The organism is Phaeobacter sp. G2, assembly GCA_025163595.1.
In the GTDB taxonomy this organism is placed as follows: domain Bacteria; phylum Pseudomonadota; class Alphaproteobacteria; order Rhodobacterales; family Rhodobacteraceae; genus Pseudophaeobacter.
In genome coordinates, this window is record CP104100.1 from 1508906 (window position 1) to 1528437 (window position 19532).

17 protein-coding genes, 1 tRNA gene and 1 pseudogene are annotated in these 19532 nt (G+C 57.6%); 9 read left to right on the top strand and 10 right to left on the bottom strand.

The features are described from left to right. The first annotated feature begins 121 nt into the window (after window positions 1-121). Window positions 122-436 carry a helix-turn-helix domain-containing protein gene (locus N1037_07225; GenBank protein UWS81323.1) on the top strand — a complete coding sequence of 105 codons (315 nt, stop codon included), beginning with the start codon at window positions 122-124 and terminating at the stop codon, window positions 434-436. Window positions 437-711: 275 nt separating this feature from the next. Here N1037_07225 and N1037_07230 read toward each other — a convergent pair whose 3' ends face one another. The 3 genes from N1037_07230 to N1037_07240 form a co-directional block, all read right to left on the bottom strand. Beyond that, a complete protein-coding gene (locus N1037_07230; GenBank protein UWS80795.1) occupies window positions 712-1170 on the bottom strand; it encodes a DUF3237 domain-containing protein in 459 nt (152 codons plus the stop codon). Continuing rightward, window positions 1151-3454, bottom strand: a complete 2304-nt coding sequence (locus N1037_07235) for a TRAP transporter fused permease subunit (GenBank protein ID UWS80796.1) — start codon at window positions 3452-3454, stop codon at window positions 1151-1153. Before N1037_07235 ends, N1037_07230 begins: the two co-directional genes overlap by 20 nt. Window positions 3455-3521: 67 nt before the next feature. Further along, the gene (locus tag N1037_07240) at window positions 3522-4679 is read right to left on the bottom strand and encodes a C4-dicarboxylate ABC transporter substrate-binding protein (GenBank protein UWS80797.1); all 1158 of its coding nucleotides are present in this window, start codon (window positions 4677-4679) and stop codon (window positions 3522-3524) included. A 48-nt stretch (window positions 4680-4727) separates the two neighbouring features. On the opposite strand from N1037_07240, the gene N1037_07245 reads away from it, so the two are divergent. Together N1037_07245 and N1037_07250 are read left to right on the top strand one after the other, a co-directional pair. After that, a complete protein-coding gene (locus N1037_07245) occupies window positions 4728-5252 on the top strand; it encodes a MarR family transcriptional regulator (GenBank protein ID UWS80798.1) in 525 nt (174 codons plus the stop codon). Between the two features lie 666 nt (window positions 5253-5918). Continuing rightward, window positions 5919-6452 carry a thermonuclease family protein gene (locus N1037_07250; GenBank protein UWS80799.1) on the top strand — a complete coding sequence of 178 codons (534 nt, stop codon included), beginning with the start codon at window positions 5919-5921 and terminating at the stop codon, window positions 6450-6452. Window positions 6453-6731: 279 nt separating this feature from the next. Here the strand turns inward: N1037_07250 and N1037_07255 are convergent. Together N1037_07255 and N1037_07260 are read right to left on the bottom strand one after the other, a co-directional pair. Beyond that, window positions 6732-7676: pseudogene (locus N1037_07255) on the bottom strand (methyl-accepting chemotaxis protein). Between the two features lie 578 nt (window positions 7677-8254). Then, window positions 8255-8707, bottom strand: a complete 453-nt coding sequence (locus N1037_07260) for a hypothetical protein (protein UWS80800.1) — start codon at window positions 8705-8707, stop codon at window positions 8255-8257. A gap of 889 nt (window positions 8708-9596) precedes the next feature. Here N1037_07260 and N1037_07265 point away from each other — a divergent pair. Beyond that, window positions 9597-10607 carry a tyrosine-type recombinase/integrase gene (locus N1037_07265; GenBank protein ID UWS80801.1) on the top strand — a complete coding sequence of 337 codons (1011 nt, stop codon included), beginning with the start codon at window positions 9597-9599 and terminating at the stop codon, window positions 10605-10607. Here the strand turns inward: N1037_07265 and N1037_07270 are convergent. The 4 genes from N1037_07270 to hisN form a co-directional block, all read right to left on the bottom strand. Beyond that, the gene (locus N1037_07270) at window positions 10604-10861 is read right to left on the bottom strand and encodes a hypothetical protein (protein UWS80802.1); all 258 of its coding nucleotides are present in this window, start codon (window positions 10859-10861) and stop codon (window positions 10604-10606) included. The genes N1037_07265 and N1037_07270 overlap by 4 nt on opposite strands. 224 nt (window positions 10862-11085) lie before the next feature. After that, a tRNA-Cys gene (locus N1037_07275) sits at window positions 11086-11159 on the bottom strand. Between the two features lie 97 nt (window positions 11160-11256). Continuing rightward, window positions 11257-11433, bottom strand: coding sequence for a hypothetical protein (locus tag N1037_07280; GenBank protein UWS80803.1), 177 nt, complete (start codon window positions 11431-11433; stop codon window positions 11257-11259). Between the two features lie 137 nt (window positions 11434-11570). Continuing rightward, the gene (gene hisN, locus N1037_07285; GenBank protein UWS80804.1) at window positions 11571-12371 is read right to left on the bottom strand and encodes a histidinol-phosphatase; all 801 of its coding nucleotides are present in this window, start codon (window positions 12369-12371) and stop codon (window positions 11571-11573) included. A gap of 212 nt (window positions 12372-12583) precedes the next feature. Here hisN and N1037_07290 point away from each other — a divergent pair, with 212 nt between their 5' ends. The 4 genes from N1037_07290 to N1037_07305 all read left to right on the top strand — a co-directional run bounded on the left by N1037_07290 (window position 12584) and on the right by N1037_07305 (window position 17138). Then, window positions 12584-13591 carry an ABC transporter substrate-binding protein gene (locus N1037_07290; protein UWS80805.1) on the top strand — a complete coding sequence of 336 codons (1008 nt, stop codon included), beginning with the start codon at window positions 12584-12586 and terminating at the stop codon, window positions 13589-13591. Window positions 13592-13672: 81 nt separating this feature from the next. Continuing rightward, complete coding sequence (locus N1037_07295) at window positions 13673-14707, top strand: ABC transporter ATP-binding protein (GenBank protein UWS80806.1); 1035 nt, start codon at window positions 13673-13675, stop codon at window positions 14705-14707. Next, the gene (locus tag N1037_07300) at window positions 14704-16389 is read left to right on the top strand and encodes an ABC transporter permease subunit (GenBank protein ID UWS80807.1); all 1686 of its coding nucleotides are present in this window, start codon (window positions 14704-14706) and stop codon (window positions 16387-16389) included. The genes N1037_07295 and N1037_07300 overlap by 4 nt, the downstream gene beginning before the upstream one ends. A gap of 35 nt (window positions 16390-16424) precedes the next feature. Next, on the top strand, window positions 16425-17138 hold the full coding sequence (locus tag N1037_07305) for a DeoR/GlpR family DNA-binding transcription regulator (protein UWS81324.1): 714 nt from the start codon (window positions 16425-16427) through the stop codon (window positions 17136-17138). A gap of 130 nt (window positions 17139-17268) precedes the next feature. Here N1037_07305 and N1037_07310 read toward each other — a convergent pair whose 3' ends face one another. Further along, a complete protein-coding gene (locus N1037_07310) occupies window positions 17269-17871 on the bottom strand; it encodes a class I SAM-dependent methyltransferase (protein UWS80808.1) in 603 nt (200 codons plus the stop codon). Window positions 17872-18183: 312 nt separating this feature from the next. Between N1037_07310 and N1037_07315 the strand changes: the two genes are divergently transcribed. Then, window positions 18184-19530 carry an NHLP bacteriocin system secretion protein gene (locus N1037_07315; GenBank protein ID UWS80809.1) on the top strand — a complete coding sequence of 449 codons (1347 nt, stop codon included), beginning with the start codon at window positions 18184-18186 and terminating at the stop codon, window positions 19528-19530. The last annotated feature ends 2 nt before the right edge of the window (window positions 19531-19532 follow it).

A 19532-nucleotide genomic window follows, 5' to 3' on the forward strand; every position in this document is an offset into this window, starting at 1 on the left:
GCCGCCCGTGCTGAGCGACATGGATCAGGCTGCATTCTCGCGGCTCGGGCGAACCTTGATCGAAGAGGTCGGTTTGCTGGCACAAGGCAATCGCGACGTAACCGCGCCAAGGGACGCTCTTATGGCACGGGTCGACAGCGCAATTGGCAAACACTTGCACGACCCCGATCTGAGCCCCGCTGACATCGCGGCCAGCGTTGGGATATCGGTCCGTTACCTGCACCACCTCTTCGTCGATGAGCCTGATACCTTTCGGGCGAGGCTGATCGCAAAGAGACTTGATGCGATCTCAAGGGTGCTGCGCCAAAGCCCAGAGCGGTCGTCATCTTTGACTCAGGTTGCCTTTGCGCACGGCTTTTCAAGCTCCGCCCATTTTAGCCGCGCCTTCAAACGCCGCTTTGGTGTCAGCCCGAGAGACTGTCGCCACGCGAACTAAGCGTGTCGCACACTATGAGCGAGCTTCTGGGGAATAAGTCGCTAAACTACTGCCCCGCAATGGGTAGGCGTCAAAACGGGCGATGTGTGCTAGCGGGCAGCTGAATTCCTCGCTGGATCCCTAACGTCCAACCATAGCTTTCCTGCCCTATCCCCCCTGAAACAAGTACCCAGGCTCGCTAACCTCATGATCCTGTTCTGCCCAGTCACGATATCGGTCATTCGTCACGACCCTAGGCTATCCCCGTTCCACACACTCCGCCTATGGTTCCCGTTTCAATTCAGACTGAACAGATCGACGATGACGCTTGCGTTGCGGCGTTGACCGGTTCCCACGAAAAGGGTGCGGTTGACCCAGTTGTAGCGCTCGTCTCCGGTTTCCAGCAGGGCGTGGGTGCGCATGTAATAGCTGTCGTGCGGCACGTCCTCGCCTCGGGCAATTGCTGCGATCACCTCGGGCGGGCCATGGCGAAAGCCATAGTTGCGGATCTCGATAGTCGCACCGTCATCGGTTTCCATCGCGTAGCGGGTGTCCAGCTCGGCGGTGCCGTCCCCGAAGATGGTTTGCCAGTCGGCACCAAGGTTCAGGATCGTCCCGTTGACCTTCGGGCCGCTGACCGTACCGCCGATGATCGGGATGATCCGGCGATGACCAGCCCGCCCGGGGCCCATTTCGCGGATCGGACCAAGCTTCACTTCGAGGCGGAAGGCGAATTCAAGTAGGGGCGGGTTCATTTGACCTCCGAGACAGAATAATATGCAGACTGATCAGCGACAGCCCGGCGACAATGCCGACCCACATGACGGGATCGGTCTTCCACATGATGAGCACCGCAAGGAGCAGCCTGCAGGCGATTTCCCAGGCGCGCATCGGGCCACGGTCAAACCGCGCCAGCGCCGACGCCACGAGGTACAGCGCCAGGATCAGCCGCAGCGACAAAAGCCCAAGGGCAGCCAGTTCGACCTCGCCGCTATACCCTTCGATCAGGGTCTTGGCGCCGCTTTCGTCGGTGATCATCACCGCCTCGGGGATCAGCAAAAGCTCGGGGTACCAGGCAAAGATGAAGGGGATCGTGAACATGACGATTCCCACGCGGACGGCGGCAAAGCCGGTGCGCATCGGCTCGGCCCCGGTGATCGAGGCTGCGGCAAAAGCGGCGACGGCGACGGGCGGCGTGATTGCTGATGCGACCGCGAAGTAGAAGACGAACATATGGGCGGTGAAGAAGCTGACGCCAAGGTTGGTGAGCAGCGGCCCCAGCAGCAGGGCCACGTTCACATAGGCCGGAACCGTGGGCATCCCCATGCCCAGCAGGATCGCGCAGAACATGGCGCAGGTCAGCGCCAGCATCAGGTAGACGCCACCGACGATCGGTACTTCTAAGCCAAAGATCCGCAGCACCTGCGCCTTCTCCAGCCAGGAGGTTACGGCGCGCGTCAGCTCTCCGGTCAGGCCGCTTTCGTTCAGGAAGGCCGATATGATCGACACCGCGAACAAGAGCAGGAACAGGCGCGAGATCAGCAGCCCGCCATCAGCCAAGGAGGCAAGGATCTTTGATGGCTTAGCCCGCGTCTCGGGGTCCAGCAACAGCAGCGGGATCAGGACGGCGACCGCCCACCAGCCCGCTGACACGGCGTCGCCAGTCGAATTGGTTATCGTACGGAGGGCCGCGTCCGGCAGGATGGCGGCGAGCAGGCCGCCGCCGATGGCGTCCTTGCTGCCCAGAAGCAGAAACAGGATCGTCGCGATCGGCACGATGATGATGATCAGGTTGTACCAATCCTGCCGGACCATGATCAGGTCGTCGGGGACCTCGCGCATGGCCTCGACCTTCTCGCGCCGGGCCTGGAACATGACGGCCAGGAAGATCGAGAAGAAGAAGAACATCGCGGGCAGGAAGGCGGCGGTGATGACCTTGGTGTAGGGCACCGCCGTCAAAGCCACCAAGACGAAGGCCGCGACCCCCATGACCGGCGGCATGATCTGCCCGCCGGACGAGGCTGCGGCCTCGACCCCGCCGGCGAACTGCGGTGAAAACCCGTTACGGCGCATCATCGGGATTGTCAGGCGACCGGTGGACAGCACGTTGGTCACTGGACCGCCGGTAATGGTGCCGAACATGGCAGAGGATACGATGGCCGCATGCGCGGGCCCGCCGCGCAGGTTGCGCGTGGCCCGCACCGCCAGCTTGATCAGAGATGTGCCGCCCGCCGAGGTGCCGAACAGAGCACCAAGCACCACATAGGGAAAGACCTGGTTCACGACGATGTCCATGAACCGGCCCATGAAGCCGTCAGGGGTCACGAAGACGTTCGTCGCTTTCTGAATCGCGGCGGCAGTCGGATCGCCACCCTCGGCGCCCAGCTTGGTCAGCAGGAAGTTGTTATCCGACAGATCGAAAACCCAGATCAGCGCCGTGCCCACAGTGTACAGCACGACGATGCTGGCCACCGCCACAAGCGGCAGGCCCCAGATGCGAATGTTGTAGAGGAAGAACAGCGTGATGATCGTGAACAGCAGCGGCAGAATCCAGATCCCGAAACGGGCCTGACAGGCGGGCACCTCGGCCTCGAACGAGATGCCGGGGATCGCCCCTGCTGAGCGTTCCGCCGCGTCCTGGATCAGCCGCGCGCGTTCACCGGTGATCTGGTCGATCAGGCAGATGGAATCGATTTCGACCAGAAAGCCGAAGGCGGCAAGAAAGGCCGCGATCACCAGGCCGACATCCAGCATCAGCCCAAACCAGGCGAATTGAGGTTTGTCCAGCTTCCACGCCCGGTAGACGCTGGCATCCAGCGCCACGATCACCATCATCAGCATGAAGACGGGGGGGTAGAAATACTCGGGCGGGAAGTTCGACACCCGGAAGAACGGCCGCCCTGTGACATCCCGCGCCCAATCCTGCAGGCCGGGAATTTCGGGCATGGTGTTGGCCATGCCGACAAAGACCAGCACCAGCGCCAGAAGTATCGCGATGCGCCGGCCAAGCGGCAGGATGATGGATGTCTGAGATGTCATTGCGCACAAGTCCCCAAGGGAGAGGCCGAAAACCAGCCCCTCCATGTTGTTCAGGCAAGTTCAGGCGTTATGGACGCAGGCAATCGGCGACCGTATGGCCCGCCTCTTCAAAGGCGCGGATCGCGCCGGCGTGCATCTTGACCTGCACAGCTCCGCAGGCGCCTTGCGACACGCCGTCGATGTCCCCGAAACTGAGCCGCGAGAACGGACCGCGCGGCGATCCTTCGATGAATCGGCGTTCCCCGTCCAGGTAGGCTTTGGTGATCCGGTAGGCCAGATCCTCGTCCATCGAGGCGTTGACGATCTGCCCGAATGCGGTGGCGTAGGTGTCGAAGGTATCGTCGTCGGTCACGACGGTGATGTCGTTGCCGGCATAGGCGTTGCGGAAATCCTCGACCGGCAGCGAATAGGGTGCGTGGCCGGGCGCCGCAACGATCTGCTGGCCCAGCGTGCTGGCCAGAAGATCGGAGGGGATATCATGCATAGTGATTCCGCCCGCGGCCGCGATGGCGATCTGTCGGCCCGAGGGCAGCCCCTCGGGTGAGGTCCAGGCATCGGCGCCGCCACCGGTGATGGTCGATACCGCGTCGGGCCAGGGGGTCTGGATGCCCTCATAGCCCTCGCCGTCCTTCAATCCTGACAAGAGCTGAACCATGGCCCGGCCCGAGGTCAGCGCGGCGCCGCGCGGCGGGCCGTTCCAGATCCGCAGGCCGTCCAGGGCACGGATGTCCTCGACCGGGTTGTTGTTGTAGTAGGCGAAGATCTGCGCCGACCCTGAATTCCAGAAGATCACCCGCAGGTTTTCGGCCAGCCTAGCGCCATCTTCGGCACCGATACCGCTATAAGGGCCAATGCCGCGGGATAGCAGGAATGGCAGGATCAGCGGCGCGGGGGCCATGTCAAGCTGGCCCTCGGCAACGGCCTGCACCGAATTGGTTAGCGTTGCGCCTTCGGTGATCTGAAGCGTCGCAACGCCCGCACTGTCGAGGATCCCGGCCAGAGTGGTGTCGATGTAATGCGGGGTCGACCCCGGCGTGGTGGTTTCCGCTGTCAGCGTCGCCTGTGCGGTCGCCGCTATGGGCGCGATTGCTAGCGCGGCCCCGATTATCACTGTCTTGATCATACTGTCCTCCCTTGAACCCGTGCCTTCCTCCAAAGGCACGCAGGCCCGGTTTCCCGGAGCCCCACACAAAGGCTTGCAGAAATTATATGACTTGTCACGCAAAATCTTTTTCTCCATGATTTGCCAGATGACCAGATGAGAGGAGAAGCCGTGACCGAACAGGGAAAGATAGACGCCGACCAGGTGCGCGCCCGGATGGAGCGTGAAGGCCTGAACATCTTTTCGCGCCTGCCGGCCGTCTACGCCGCGTCGCGGACCCAGGGCCGCAAGTTCCTCGACCTCGCCGGGGGGCTGTCGATCGTCGAGTGGCGGACACTGTGGGATCTTGTCGAAGCCGGGCCGATGACCATCCGCGATCTTGCCGCGATCCAGCGCGCGGATCATTCGCTGCTCAGCCGCGCCCTGCCGGACATGCGGAAAAAGGGCTACGTCGCCATGCAGCGCAGCAGCCAAGACGCGCGGCAGACCATGGTAGAGATCACGTCGCAAGGGCGTGCCGCCTATGATCGGGCGGCCCCGGTCATGGCCCACCGCCGCGCTGCCCTAAGGGATGTCTTCACGGAAGAGGAAATAGCTGACTTCGCCGGCTACCTCGACCGGCTGGAACAGTTCCTGCGCATTCCGGTCGAACAGCTTGTTGCGGACGGGATTGCACGCAAGGACCCCACAAAGTGACCAAATGCCCCAACGCCCTGTGGATCATGGCGGACTCAGGAGAGTTGTTTCGGACAGATCACCCGCTAGCCTTTCAGCGAGAGCTACGAACCCTCGAAGCCTGACGGACAGTTCTTGGAGCCTATCAGTGGGAAATTGAAACCTACCCTGTTCTAAATGACCGATTCCAGCAGCGGCTGCTGTTTCAGCATCTTCTAGGAGAAGGTCCTGGTTGCCGATCGAATATGCGCAGGTTAGCCCGGACGAAAGCGATGCGGCTCTGCGCAAGCTCAATCGAGCAAAATTACTGTCTCAAGACACAAAAATGTAAACGCCCCTGTAAACGCGGGGGCCCAAACACGGCAAGGAGTGATGTAAGTAATTGTTTTTAAATGGAGGCGAGTACCGGAATCGAACCGGTGTACGCGGATTTGCAAGACTAGGTATCTGTCTGAAAATAAGTGGAATTATGTTTAGATATAAGGCTGAAATGCGGGGAACATTGCGTGAATGTTTAGATCGAAACTTCCCTCTTTCGTAATCCTTCAAGGTGCTGCTTGGCTGCCAAGGAGAACGGATACGTCTTCTGACGTAAGGGCTATGAAATAGCCGCAGGTATTGATCGGGTGCTCGATCTGTCGCACAGTCAGAGGTTGTGATTTCTCTATTCATTCAAAGTGCTTCGTGATGATCAAATTTATCTGGCGTCTTCTCTTTCAAAGCCAAAGAGTGGCCAAACGTCCACCTATAAGGGACTTCGTTCCGCCGCGTGCTGTTCCCGTAAAATCGGCTGCTCCTATTGCGACCCCGACAGACCTTCCAGAGCCTACGCATGAGACGACGCTTTCCGGAAAATGCTATGTTGTTGACGGGGATACAATCAGGATTGGCAAGGTGAGTTTACGCTTGGCTGGGATTGATGCGCCAGAAATGGAACACCCATGGGGCAAGAAAGCCAAGTGGGAGCTTGTTCAGCTTTGTAGAGGGCAGGTGATCACAGCAGAGATCGAACCAGAGCTCTCTTACGATCGTCTGGTCGCAACCTGTTTCCTACCAGACGGGCGCGACTTGAGCGCAGAAATGGTGCGCTTAGGGCTAGCTTTGGACTGGCCAAAGTTTTCAGGCGGAAAATACGCCCATCTTGAGCCCGAAGGCGTGCGTAAAAAACACTGGAAGGCGGCGGCACGCCAAAGAGGGCATATGCAGGTATTCAATAAGTAGGTATTGGCGGCAGTCAGCCCTTTCACGACATTCGTGCTTTGCGTAGCTTCGTCTATACAGAGAGGCCAACGAAACTGGCCTAACTTCCCGAATCTGCCATTCAAAGGGTAATAGCTGTCCAAACAAATGCCGCACCTCCAACCAATGGCCGCGATATGCAGTAACCGCTCTTTGTGAATTCAAATCGTAGCGGCAATGGTCTGCTACGGAACCCCGATTTCAGTTTTTGTCTCTGCCCTAAGCAGCAGCGCTGCTAGGCGTCACCGAAGTTTGTTGATCCAATTCAAACCGTGCCATCAAGCCCGAGAGTTTGGTTGCATCAGCCTGCAACATGTGGCCAGCGGCAGTCGCCTGTTCCACCATTGCGGCGTTTTGTTGGGTCACATTGTCCAGCTGGCTAACACCGGTGTTGATTTCCCCTAGGCCCGTTGATTGCTCAACCGCGCCATTGGCAATGTCTGAAATCAGTTTTGAAATTTCGTTCACCCTTCTGACAATGGTGCCGATGGATTTTCCGGCATCGCCAACCAGGGTAACGCCCTGCTCAACTTGCTTCGAACTCTCGGTGATTAGCACCTTAATCTCAGTCGCTGCATCGGCAGACCGCTGCGCCAATCCGCGTACTTCGGAAGCAACAACCGCAAACCCTTTGCCTGCTTCCCCAGCACGCGCAGCTTCAACACCAGCGTTCAAGGCCAGAAGGTTGGTCTGGAAAGCGATATCATCAATAACACTAATGATCTGCGCAATCTGATCAGAGGAACTCTCAATTGTTGACATCGCTGCAACCGCCTTGGTGACAATTTCACCGCTGCTTTCGGCTTCCTTGCGAGCCTCATCCATGGTGTTTTCAACATTGCGGGCACCATCTGCAGCAGATTTCACCGAGACTGTCATTTCTTCCAAGGCTGCGGCCGTCTCTTCCAGCGTGGCGGCCTGACTTTCGGTCCGATGCGACAGATCATCCGAGGCTTGGCTGACTTCAGTGGCCCCGTTTTTAATGCTCTCACTTGCCCCAACCACCTGTTTCATAGTGTCTTTCAGCGAGACCACCGCTGTGTTGAAGTTCGTGCGTAGCTCTTCGTATTCACCCGGGAAACTCCCACTGATCGTGCAATCCAACCGGCCACGTGCCATCTCACCCAGATGTGACCCTACAGTTTTCACCACATGTTCAGCATCTTGCTGGCTTTTGGTGGCCTTTGCCTGCGCTTCTTCAGCAACAAGGGTCTGCGCGCTTGCTTCTTCTTGCTGGTGTTTAAGCTCAGTATCGGCCGCGATACTTTTGAGCATGCTAAGCAACAAAACGCCCGCTTCCAGCAAAACAATACCTGCGTGCAAAACGGTGCGCTGCAGGTTCGCCATCAAATCACCACTGGGGTACACCATCTTGGGCAACAGAACGCTAAAGGAAATATGGTGCAGCGCGATCAAGACAGTTGCAAAGATCAATGCCCTAGGGTTTGCTAAGGTTGAGACAATGGCAAGAGCCGCAAAGAACATCATATGGGCATCTAGCTGCCAAGCGTGGCCACTCAGCGATGCTGTCAGCAAGATACAGTGGGCCACAAAGCTGAAACTCAACAAGTAGTCTCTTGTTGAGGGAGGCAGGGCCTTTGACACATAGGTAAGAACACCTAGCACCATGCTGAAACCCGCAAAGACCCACCAATTGCCATTGCCATTAAGGTAGAGTGCGGCAACTGCCGGGCCTGGCACCAAGAGCCAACTGGTGATTTGCTGAATGCTACGTTCGTTTGCAAAGATCCCGCTGACGGAACTCGATTTATCCCCGGAGGGTTTCATATTGCGCATATTTCTAAGACTCTTTCACCATCAATAACCAGCCAAGCACCATGCGCGTAAAGCTGGGAAACGCTTTCAGGACTTTCCAGAGCAACCAGAACACCCAAGGGCGCGCGCTCTGGTGCCACTTCTTGCACGCCGGCCTTGTTAGCAATCCATGCGGCATCTCCCCAAGGAGACGCAACAACCAATGCGATGTCTCCAACTTGTGGGCGTGCCTGCATAAACAGCGGCAAGATTGGTGAACAGATCACAATGGCCGTGGCGATCATCATGAGTGCTGCATCTGAAACGGTAACTTTCATCTTGAGAGCTTTGCAGCAAAATCCCTTATCGAATCTAAAGACCCAAGGAACTGCCCTGACAAAAAAACCGACAATCTTAATAGGTCGAAAAGAAAAGGTCACATTTTTGAGAACTGCTGTCTGTGTCGGACTGGGAGAAGTCATTGCGGCTCAGTTCTTTAAGTGTAGCAATGTCCGCCTAGACACAGTCCGACCAGTGAATTTGCGACATGGAGTTCACAATGTCCGCTTTCATACGGTAGCGCAGCGGTCACAGGCTATATTCCTAGGTCGAAAGGCAGATTTTGCAAAGGTCGCTATCTGCGCATTGCTGACCTCCTGCGGTTTTCGGCTCCTTCGGTGGGAGAAGAGTCTTCGCAGCCATAGGGGCGCTTAGACGCTAGCAAGGAGGGCCCCTATGGCTTTGCTGCAGGAGTGGGGCGCCAAAGAGTGGACGCGGCGCCTTGAGCGTTCCATTTTGCCCGCGTGCCTGCTATTCTTTCGCCTCAAGCCCTTTTCTTCCGGAGACTTCAAGTATCGGAGGAAGAGAAGGGCGAGCCACAAACACCTCCCCCCCTTGTTCCTGTATACATTTACTGACACCCCGAAATTGTAACATTTGGCCAGATTTTGGTGCGGGTCACGTCAAGTTTTTTCTTGATCGGGGTTTCGTTTTTTTTCAAAGTGGATGCTTTGTGGAGAACAAAGCACGTTTCGTTGTATACGTTTACTGACACCCCCTGACTGAAATATTTCCGTTTTCCGGTCTGCTCGGTTGTCAGCGAATCAGCTGACGAGTATTTTTTCCGTAGTGAGCTTGCATGGGTCTAACAGCCCATTCAGCCGAAAGGATGCGCAAGCGCACTTTTATGGAAAGACTGCAAGGTAAGTGAGATGGCACGGACAACGATTGAGGAAAGGGCATTGAGAGCGCTTGCAGCGTTCGAGAGGGCTGGAAAGTCCGTTAGCCGTGTCACTTTGGACGGACGCAAGATCGAACTTGTGCTTAAATCGTCCGACGAGCTGGACGAATTTGAGAGGATAGAAATGCGTCATGGCAAAGCGTGAACTTCCCAAGCACGTCTATCGCCAGCGAAACGGGCTATACTTTCAGCGTCGCGGCTGGCCGTCTAGAAAGTTCCAGCACGACTTTGGGTCGCCGGAGTTCTGGAAGGAATATGCCGACATTCTTGCGGGCAGGGCGGAGCCCAAGCGGGTCAATGTTAGGAGCTTCTCGGCTTTGATTAGCGATTACCGAAAGTCGCCTCGCTATACGCGGCTCAAGCCAAGAACTGCGCTCGATTATGACAAGTATCTGGAATTCTTCCTGTCAATCATGGCTGGCGCCAATCCAGTCAACATGAAGCGCAAAGACGTCATCCGGTTGCGGGACGCGAATGCGGACAAAATTTACTTTGCGAATTACTCCCTGCGTGTGCTGCGGGTCCTTATGGAGCATTGTGTGGATCTCGGCTGGTGCGATAGCAACCCGGCGAAGGGCGTGTCAGAGATTAAATCCGAAAAGCAACAGCGCGATCCTTGGCCCCAAGAGCTTCTTGAAGCTTATCGCGGTGCATGCGCCTTCGGCACTCGGGAGCGGCTGCTGATGGAGCTGTGTCTCGGTACGGGGCAGAGGATCGGAGACGTGTTGGAAATGCGCTGGTCTGATATTCAGGATGGTGGCTTTGTTATTCGCCAGAACAAAACCGGCAAGGAACTCTGGATTCCTATCCTTTCCGAACTTCAAGCGGCGCTGAATGGCGCCAGTCGGCATTCGATGTTTATCTTGACCAATGAGCGCGGAACCAATCGTTGGTCATATCGTGGGGCGTCACAGGCTGTTAGAAACGTCAGGGAGCGCATTGGTGCCATTCGCTATGATATCCATAGCTGGCGCTACAACGCTGCCTGTGAGCTTGTGGAAGCAGGCTGTAGTGACGATCTGGTCGCCTCGGTCACAGGGCAAAGTCCGGCGATGGTTCTGCATTACACGAAAAAAGTTCGTCAGAGGGTGCGGGCACTTCAAGCGCAAGAAAAGCGTGCTAGCCAAGGCAATGTGTCCTAGTCTGAACTGGAAGGGTGGTTATCGCGCGTCGCAATTCTAACCAGAAGGCCGAATGCGATGCCGGTTGCTATATAGAGCAGGCCCTTATCGATTGCCTCGCCGGAAGTTGAGCCGCCAAGATAGCGCCTCGACGCGGCCTCGAAGGCCGCGGCGTCTTCAGAAGTAGAAGCGACGATAAAGCCCATTACCACGCGTAGTACACCTAAGCCCATCATGGCCCATGCAATGATGCGACCTGCAATAACAAAAAACACTGCAACAACTCCTATGCCCGCATGTGCTGCTATGGTTGAGCTTGTTTTATGCTGCTTGCAAGCCTCGCGTGTCATCTTTCCTGAGAGTTCGTCGCGGCGTAGGAGTAAAATTCCAGTCTAGAATTGGCGTGGTTGTGGAACAGAACAAAAACAGAATGTTTAGACATTTGTTTAGACGCCGATGGCGTCAACTGTCAAAATCTGACTAAGTACTTGATTTTGTTTGGAGGCGAGTACCGGAATCGAACCGGTGTACGCGGATTTGCAATCCGCTGCGTCACCACTCCGCCAACTCGCCTTTTACAGGACTTAACCGTGGCACGTGGTGTCCTGCCACACAGTCTGCGACACCTTCTATTTCTGTTCCCTTTTATTCGCAAGGGGCAAAACGACAATTAGGCGCGAAAATCAATGGGCTGCTGGGCAGATGTGTTTTGACGAACAAGCCGGGTGGAATGGGGGCTATGTTGGCGCATTTTACAGGGGTGTGCAGCGATGGTTTCACCCTTGTCATTGGCCCGAAAACGCTCGGCAGTGGTGGCGTGGCAGGCCGCAGATATGCCCCAGGTCATGGCCCCATTCCCGTCCCGATCTGCTGCACAGCGGCAGAGCCACCGTAGTCTGATCTGTGGGGCGTTGCTCGCAGCCCCGCCGGAATGAATACGAACGGATCACATAATCAGTCCTTGGGATCAAACACGGGGCTGGACTAGCGGTTTGGGCCGTCGCTGCGCAGAGCTGCCAGCGCTTCTGCGTGGAGTGTGGTGCTGGCGGCTGCGATGACTTTTCCCTCGGAGGCCAGCGTCAACGGCTGTCCATCCCAGTCGGTAATCACGCCGCCTGCGCCTTCTATGACCGGGATAAGGGCCATGTAGTCATAGGGTTGCAGGTTCATCTCGAACAGGAGGTCCACATGCCCCGAAGCCAGCAGGCCGTAGCCATAGCAATCGCCGCCAAACCGCCGCAGAGCAGCGCGTTTGGACAGGGTCTCAAACTGTGCCAAACCCGCGGCGTCAAAGCTGTCGGGGCTGGTGGTATACAGGATCGCATCGGCAAGCTGCGCCTTGGCGCTGGTCTTGCAGGCTCTGCCGTTGAGCAGGGTGGGCTTGCCACGCTGACCGACCCAGCGTTCGCTGGTGGGCGGGATTGAAACAACCCCCAGATCGGGCCTGCCATCGGTCATGCAGGCGATCAGCGTTCCAAAGGTTGGCATGCCGGACAGAAAACTCTTTGTGCCGTCGATTGGGTCAATGACCCACAAATGGGAGGCCTCTAACCGTATGGATTCCTGTTCTTCTCCGAGAATCCCATGGGTTGGAAAGGTCTCCGTGATCTGCCGCCTCATTTCTTCTTCGATGGCGCGGTCCGCCTGGGTAACGGGCGAATCGTCCGCTTTTGACTCGATGTCCAGCGGGTTGCGGAAATAGCTCATGGCCATTGTATCGGTGGTATTGGCCAATCGATCAGCAAACTGGGCCAGCATCTCCGGTTCAGAAAGAGTCGTCATCATCTGCATAAAAATTCCTCAATTGCGCGGGTTGGCGGGCTGTGGGCATCGGTGTTGGGAATTTGTTGTAGACAAATGCCACAAAAACGCAAGACTACACAAATAACCCCAAGTTTAAAAACAGAGCGGGGCAATCAGAACGGGTCATCACAAGGACCCGCAGCTTTCCGGATACAGGTCCGGGCCAACAGATATGGACCAACAAGGAGATCACGATGAAAACCTGGATGCAGACCACCGCACTCTCGCTGGCAGCCCTTGGCTTTGCCGCACCCACCCTTGCCGATGACCTGACGGTTTACACCGCGCTGGAAGAAGAAGAGATCGCCGCATATGTTGCCGCAGCGCAGGCCGCTATGCCCGATACCAAGATCAACGTTCTGCGTCTTTCCACCGGCAAGCTCGGCGCGCGGCTTCTGGCCGAAGCGGGCAATCCGCAGGCAGATGTGATCTGGGGCTGGGCGGTCAGCGCCATGATGGACCCACAGATCCTTGAGATGCTGGAAGCCTATCAGGCCGCGGGTGTCGAGGTGCTGCCCGACACGTTCCGAGGCGAAAATGGCAAATGGTTCGCCCCGATTGGCTACATGGGCGCCTTCTGCGTCAATACTGCGCGGCTGGAGGAGAAGGGGCTAACGATGCCAACCAGCTGGACGGATCTGCAAGATCCGGCCTTCAAAGGTGAGGTGGTGATGCCTGATCCAAACTCTTCCGGCACCGGCTACCTGCATGTAAACGCTGTCTTACAGGGCATGGGAGAAGAGGCGGGCTGGGCCCAGCTTGAAGCTGTTGATCCAAACATGGCGCAGTATACCTCCTCTGGGTCGAAGCCGTGCAAAGCGGCCCGCGTGGGGGAATACACCGTCGGGATCTCGCTGGCCTTTACCGCGATGCAGTCGATCGAGGAAGGCTATCCGCTGGCCATGGTCTTTCCCGAAGGTGGCGTTGGGTATGAGCTGGAAGCCTCAGGCCTGATGGCAAGTTCGGACAACAAGGAGGCCGCAAAGGCGTTCCTGGATTGGACCATGTCGGATGAGGCCATCGGGCTGTATCAGACCTACAAAGCCCTGATCACAGTGCCGGGTGTTGATGCCTCCAAAGCCGCAGAGGCGGCTGGCCTGCCTGCCGATATCTCAACGATCCTCGCGGATGTGGATTTTGTTAAGGCCTCGACGCAGCAGTCTTCGGTGAAGGCACTATGGAAAGAGAAGTTCGGCCGCTAAGCCAAACACTGGGGCGGCCAGGGTCGCCCCACGTCTACCCGGGCCGGTACCCAGCCGCCCGTACGCCAGGAAAGATCCCCTATGTATTTAACCGTCCGTGACGCCACAAAAACCTATGGTACCTTCACCGCGCTTGATCGCGTCTCGATCGAGATCGAGAAGGGCGAATTTGTCTGCCTTCTGGGCCCTTCTGGATGCGGCAAGACCACCCTGCTGCGTCTGATCGCTGGATTGGCTGATCTGGATGGCGGAGAAATCACCCTGGAGGGGGCGGCGCTGTCCGACCTGCCTGCACGCAAGCGTGGCTTTGGTATCGTTTTTCAGTCTTATTCGCTGTTTCCAAACATGAGCGTGGCAGAAAACATCGGCTATGGTCTGAAGATCCGCGATATTCCCGCCGCTGAAATTGCGGAACGGGTGACGGAGCTTTTGGATCTGGTGAAACTGCCACAGGTGGCTGACAAGCTACCCGGCCAGCTGTCTGGCGGGCAGCAACAACGGATCGCATTGGCGCGGGCGATTGCCGTCGATCCACGGGTGCTGTTGCTGGACGAACCACTTTCGGCGCTGGATGCAAAGGTCCGCGCCACCCTGCGTGACGAGATCCGCCAGGTGCAGCGGTCCCTGGAAATTCCAACGCTTATGGTGACCCATGATCAAGAAGAGGCCCTTGCGCTTGCCGACAAGATCATCTGTATGAACCACGGCATCGTCGTGCAGGCAGGCACGCCGGAAGATCTGTACCACCGTCCTGCCACGCGGTTTGTGGCGGAGTTCATGGGCAGCAGCAACTTGTTGTCGACCCAAGAGGTGAGACAGCATTTCCCGGAACTGATGTCCACCTGTCCCGCCGATAACAAGACATATCTCGCCTGTATCCGTCCCGAGCAGATCGTCCTGACACCTGATCAGAACGGCAACGCCACAGTACGAAGTATCAGTTTTCTGGGCAATTTGCAGCGCCTGGAAGTGGACAGCCCGGCCGGCCCTCTCCTGGTCGAAACACACGGCAGGGCCCCCTGTGGTACTGGAGACTCCGTAGATCTGAGCATCGCCTCACAGGCCTGTACCTGGGTTCTTGATGACGTGGATCAGCCAAAGACCGTTACAGCATGAACACCACCGACCAGACCTCCCGCCCCGCATTGCACCGTCACTTTGACGGCGATCGCCTTTTGACACTTGCCTGCGTAGGCCTGCCGTTGCTTGGGTTGATCTTGTTTTTTGCCTACCCGATGGTGATCGTCTTCCTGCGCTCCATCACCGTCGCAGACAGCTATGGTATCGGCAACTATACCGAGGTCCTCGGCTCTGCCGGTTTCTGGCGGGCGACGCGGCATTCGTTGGCGATGGGGGGCGCCACCACGGTGCTCAGTGTCTTTCTGGGCTTTATCATTGCCCATGGGCTATACCGCTGTGCCTTCAGGGGCAAATGGCTGATCCGCAGCGTGATCGTGCTGCCATTGCTGGCGCCGTCTCTGGTGCAGGCGCTGGGGCTTATCTTTTTGCTGGGGCGCAATGGCGTCATCAGCCGGGCGCTTGGGGTTGAGATCGAGATCTATGGGTTTTGGGGGCTACTGATCGCCAATACGCTTTATGCACTGCCGCAGGCGGTGATGATCATTGGCGCGGCTTTGGTCCTGTTGGATGCCCGCACCTATGAGGCGGCAGAGGTCATGGGGGCGTCGCCCTGGCGGCAGTTTCGCGATCTGACCCTGCCAGCCGCGCGATTTGGGGTGCTGAATGCAGCGTTTGTCTGCTTTACCATCACAATCACCGACTTTGGCAATGCTGCGGTGATCGGCGGCGATTATTCCGTATTGGCCACAGAGATCTACAGCCAGGTCGTTGGTCAGAGGAACTTTAACATGGGCGCCGTGGTTGGCATCATGTTGCTGCTGCCCACGGTCATTTCCTACAGTATCGAACGCCAAGCGATGAAGCGGCAGCAGGCCGGACAGACCACCGGGCAGGTCGCATACCAGCCCAGCTTTGCACCGCTGCGCGACCTGAGCATGGCTGCTGTCTCGCTGGTGATTTGTTCAGCCATTGTCGCGGTGATCGGGATCGTGGTCTATGCCAGCTTTGTGAAGCTGTGGCCCTACAACATGTCATTGTCGTTTAAACACTACAACATCACCCTGGCAGGGGGGTATTCGTCACTTTGGATGACGATCCTTGTCTCTTTGGCAGCTGCCGTCGGCGGCACCATTGCGGTGTTCATGCTGGGTCTCGGCCTGCGCCGCCTGCCACAGAGCCTTGCCCAGCCGATCCAGATCCTTGCGGCGATGCCTGCCGCCGTGCCGGGCATGGTGCTGGGGCTGGCCTATATCCTGACTTTTAACTCCACTGCGACGCCGCTTTACCTGCTGTATGGCACCGCTGCGCTGATCGCCATCGTCAACTTTTACCACTACCACACACAGGGGTTCCTGACAGTGATGACAGGGTTTCGCCAATTGCCCGCGGCGCTGGAAGAAGCCGCCGGAAGCCTCGGCGCTGGGCTGGGCCGCACTGCGCGCGACATCGTGGCGCCCTTTATTGCGCCGATGCTGGTTTCTGTCTTTTTCTTCCTCTTCATGCGCTCCATGGTGACGCTTTCGGCTGTGGTTTTCCTGACCACGCCAAACCTGAGCGTCGCCGCCGTGACGATCATGCGCCTGGACGATGCCGGGCTGACGTCACAGGCCGCAGCCTTCTCCACTTGCGTGATGGCGGTGGTCTGTGTAGCGGTCTTGTCAATGAAGGCAACCTTGGCGCTGATGGGGCGTCGCAGTCGGAGCAAAGGGACGGTCTGATGTGGGCAAAGGAGCGTCATCAGCGGATTGTGTCGATGCTTACGGCCAACCGGCAGGTCAGCGCCAATGATCTGGCCGGGATGCTGGGCGTTTCGCGCGAAACCGTGCGCCGTGATCTGCTCGACCTGGAAGAGATCGGCAAAGTTGTACGCGTCCACGGCGGTGCCATCCTGCCAGAGGCCCGCTCCGAGGATCCTTTTCACCAACGGATGACGACCCAGATCCGGGCAAAATCCGAAATGGCAAAAAAGGCCGTCGGCCTGATCCAGCCCGGTCAGACGATCATGGTGGATGCCGGATCAACCACCGCTGTCTTCGCCCGCGAACTGGTGAAGGTTCCGGGGGTTTCCGTCATCACCAATTCGCTGGACATTGCTACCACCTTGCAGGCTGGCGGAATGGATGTGATCCTGCTGGGGGGGCGGATCGCCGCAGATGTGCCCGCAACAGTGGGCGAGCTTACCCTGTCAGAAATCCGGCGTTTTGAGGTCGATCTGTGCTTTTCCGCCCCGGTTGCCCTGCACCCGGAAAAAGGCTCATATTTCTATGACCTGCAGGAGGCCGAAATCTCCATCGCGATGGCAGCGCAGGCGCGGCGGACAGTGGCGTTGGCTGACCACACAAAACTGGGCACCACCAATCGCGTGCGTGCTTGGGACGTGGCAGAGATCTCAACGGTGATCACCAACCACACCGCCGCCACAGCCCTGCTTGACCAGTTCCGAACCATCGATATCGAAGTTCTTTAGTCTGTTTTGATGGCTGGTCTCCGGGCGCGGTCAGACTGGTAAAATCGCGGGGAGCTGGAATAGCAGTGCTCGCCGATCCAGTCTGGGGGCGGGCCCTGGGTATTGCAACAGTTGGGCGACATGCCCTTGCTTAGCCGACCATAAAAACATCATATCGCGTTGTTTTGCCGCGAATTTGGTGGGTGCATTTCTGAACCCCAGCTATCGGATCTGCTTTTGCAGGCCACTTGAGAACCACCCGTTTTTGCGCGTGTTCAATCGCTATGCGAACCAAATCTGCCGCGTCATCGTCAGTGCCGACCAGCTCTCGAACCTGACGCAAATCCTGTTTCACCAGCGCTGACTTTTTCCGTTCAGGGTGCATCGGGTCTATTAATATTGCGTCGCAGGATAACGCGGGGATCAAATCTTTGGAGTCGCCCTTTAACAGGGTCATGCGGCTGATAATTTCGCGAAACTGACCGCCTTCTTGCTCGGCGCGTTGCATACCCTGCGCCAGTAAGGCGTGCATTTTTTCTGATCGCTCTATCAAGGTCACTTGCGCACCCAGAGAGGCCAGGAGAAATGAATCGCGGCCCAGCCCGGCAGTTGCATCAACAATCGTTGGCGTTTTTCCCGCCCGCAGCCCCATAGCCTTTGCCAAGTCTTGACCACGGCCGCCACCGAACCGCAGGCGGTGCGCGACTGACCCGCTGACAAAATCGACCTTTAGTTCTGCCACAGCCTGTTTCACACTCTACTCATTTCCGAACCCAGAAGAGCACCGCTCTCCATGGTTTTCAGTTTGTACTGTTTTCTTTATTGACCACAGCCCGCAAATTCAACGGCTGAAACGAAGGGGCTTTCTCCGTAAAGTTCTGATCCAATGCTGTCCGGGGAACTCGGGAATGACGGGCTGCACTGCAGAGCTTGCAACGCCACCTTTCCCAATGGTCCGGCCTGCTGGGACCACTTCAGCCCGTGATTAAACTTATCGCAAGGTAACAAGGCCTACTGTGATCTGAAACCTCAGAAATTTAATAGCTAACCGCTTTGAAGGCCAGACATGTTATCGGACAAGATTAGAAAGTCCGCCCTCAAAAAGGCGCGGTCGCCTGAGCAATTGGACGCGATGTTGACCGTGGTGCCGCCGCTTGGTTGGCTGGCCTCGCTGCTGCTTGTGGCAAGCGTTTTTGCTTTTCTGCTTTGGGCGCTGGTTGCGACAGCCCCGGTCAAGGTTGTTGGCAGCGGCATTCTTTTGACAGAGGGGGAGATCGTCACAGCGCGCGCCCAGGGGGCTGGTATCGTGGTCGGGCAACTGGCCGAGGTCGGAAACCGGGTGCAGGAGGGGGATTTACTGACGCGCCTGGAAAATTTCCAGATGCAAGAAGCCATTGCGCAGGGCAAGGCTGCTTTGGCCCGGCGCGAAACCATGCTGGCGCAAACGCGCAAGGCACACCAGAAATTTGTGACATCGCTCCGGACGGAGCTTGCGGATGCTGCGGCCTTTCACCAGGATCAGGCCAGTAATTTGCGCGATCGAATTGCGCGATTGGCCAAACTCAACCAAGAGCGACAGGTGCTTTTTGACAAGGGCTTGATTGTCGAACAGAAACTTCTTGAGACCCTGCAGAGCCTGGAAGATGCCCGTCAAAGCCTCAGCGCCGCGCAATACGATTTTTCGTCCACCCGCACGACAGTTCTGGCAGATATCCATAAATCGACAGCCGATGTCACCGCGCAAGAAAACCAAGCCGAAATAGAGCGTGAAAGACTGAAAGACCTGCAGGCGGATTATCAGCGCAGTGTCGAGATCCGCGCCCTGGCGGCAGGCATTGTGACGGAAAGCACCAAAAGCATCGGTGATCAGGTCAGCGCCAATGAAATTCTCTTTGAAATCCTGCCGGACGCGGCTCCCGTCGCTAGCGACCAGCCAGAGGCACCGGCTTTGCTGGCCGTGCTCTATGTGGATGCCAGCCAGGCAGCAAGGCTGGAAACCGGGGCAGCGGTTCAGGTGGTGCCTGCATCCGTTGAACTGGAACGCGATGGGTTTATTCAGGGTCAGATCATTGAGGCCTCGGTCCTGCCAGCGACGCAGGCGCAATTGCTAAAGCGTGTGCAGAACCCAGAATTGGTTACGGCGCTATTGGCCAATGGGCCGGTTCGCGAAGTGTTGGTGCGCCTTCAACCTGACCCAAGCACGGCCAGCGGGCTTGCCTGGTCCAGCGGCGAAGGGCCCGCCTTCGTGATCCATCCCGGCACTTTGACAGAGGCCAGTTTTGTGGTTGACCGAAAGCGGATCGCCAGCTTTGTGTTCCCCAAACTGGATGAGATCCTGCCCGCCGTGGACAGTATCGCTCCGACCCCGGTGGTTGCCGCGCCGCCGCAGCCCATGTCTCGGCTTGAGGGCTGAGC

What these genes read in the sequence shown, in the direction of transcription:
- N1037_07225 (UWS81323.1), top strand. Translation starts at nt 122, where the DNA reads ATGGCACGGGTCGACAGCGCAATTGGCAAACACTTGCACGACCCCGAT.
- N1037_07230 (UWS80795.1), bottom strand. Translation starts at nt 1,170, where the DNA reads ATGAACCCGCCCCTACTTGAATTCGCCTTCCGCCTCGAAGTGAAGCTT.
- N1037_07235 (UWS80796.1), bottom strand. Translation starts at nt 3,454, where the DNA reads ATGACATCTCAGACATCCATCATCCTGCCGCTTGGCCGGCGCATCGCG.
- N1037_07250 (UWS80799.1), top strand. Translation starts at nt 5,919, where the DNA reads ATGATCAAATTTATCTGGCGTCTTCTCTTTCAAAGCCAAAGAGTGGCC.
- N1037_07260 (UWS80800.1), bottom strand. Translation starts at nt 8,707, where the DNA reads ATGACTTCTCCCAGTCCGACACAGACAGCAGTTCTCAAAAATGTGACC.
- N1037_07265 (UWS80801.1), top strand. Translation starts at nt 9,597, where the DNA reads ATGGCAAAGCGTGAACTTCCCAAGCACGTCTATCGCCAGCGAAACGGG.
- N1037_07280 (UWS80803.1), bottom strand. Translation starts at nt 11,433, where the DNA reads ATGACCTGGGGCATATCTGCGGCCTGCCACGCCACCACTGCCGAGCGT.
- hisN (UWS80804.1), bottom strand. Translation starts at nt 12,371, where the DNA reads ATGATGACGACTCTTTCTGAACCGGAGATGCTGGCCCAGTTTGCTGAT.
- N1037_07290 (UWS80805.1), top strand. Translation starts at nt 12,584, where the DNA reads ATGAAAACCTGGATGCAGACCACCGCACTCTCGCTGGCAGCCCTTGGC.
- N1037_07295 (UWS80806.1), top strand. Translation starts at nt 13,673, where the DNA reads ATGTATTTAACCGTCCGTGACGCCACAAAAACCTATGGTACCTTCACC.
- N1037_07300 (UWS80807.1), top strand. Translation starts at nt 14,704, where the DNA reads ATGAACACCACCGACCAGACCTCCCGCCCCGCATTGCACCGTCACTTT.
- N1037_07305 (UWS81324.1), top strand. Translation starts at nt 16,425, where the DNA reads ATGCTTACGGCCAACCGGCAGGTCAGCGCCAATGATCTGGCCGGGATG.
- N1037_07315 (UWS80809.1), top strand. Translation starts at nt 18,184, where the DNA reads ATGTTATCGGACAAGATTAGAAAGTCCGCCCTCAAAAAGGCGCGGTCG.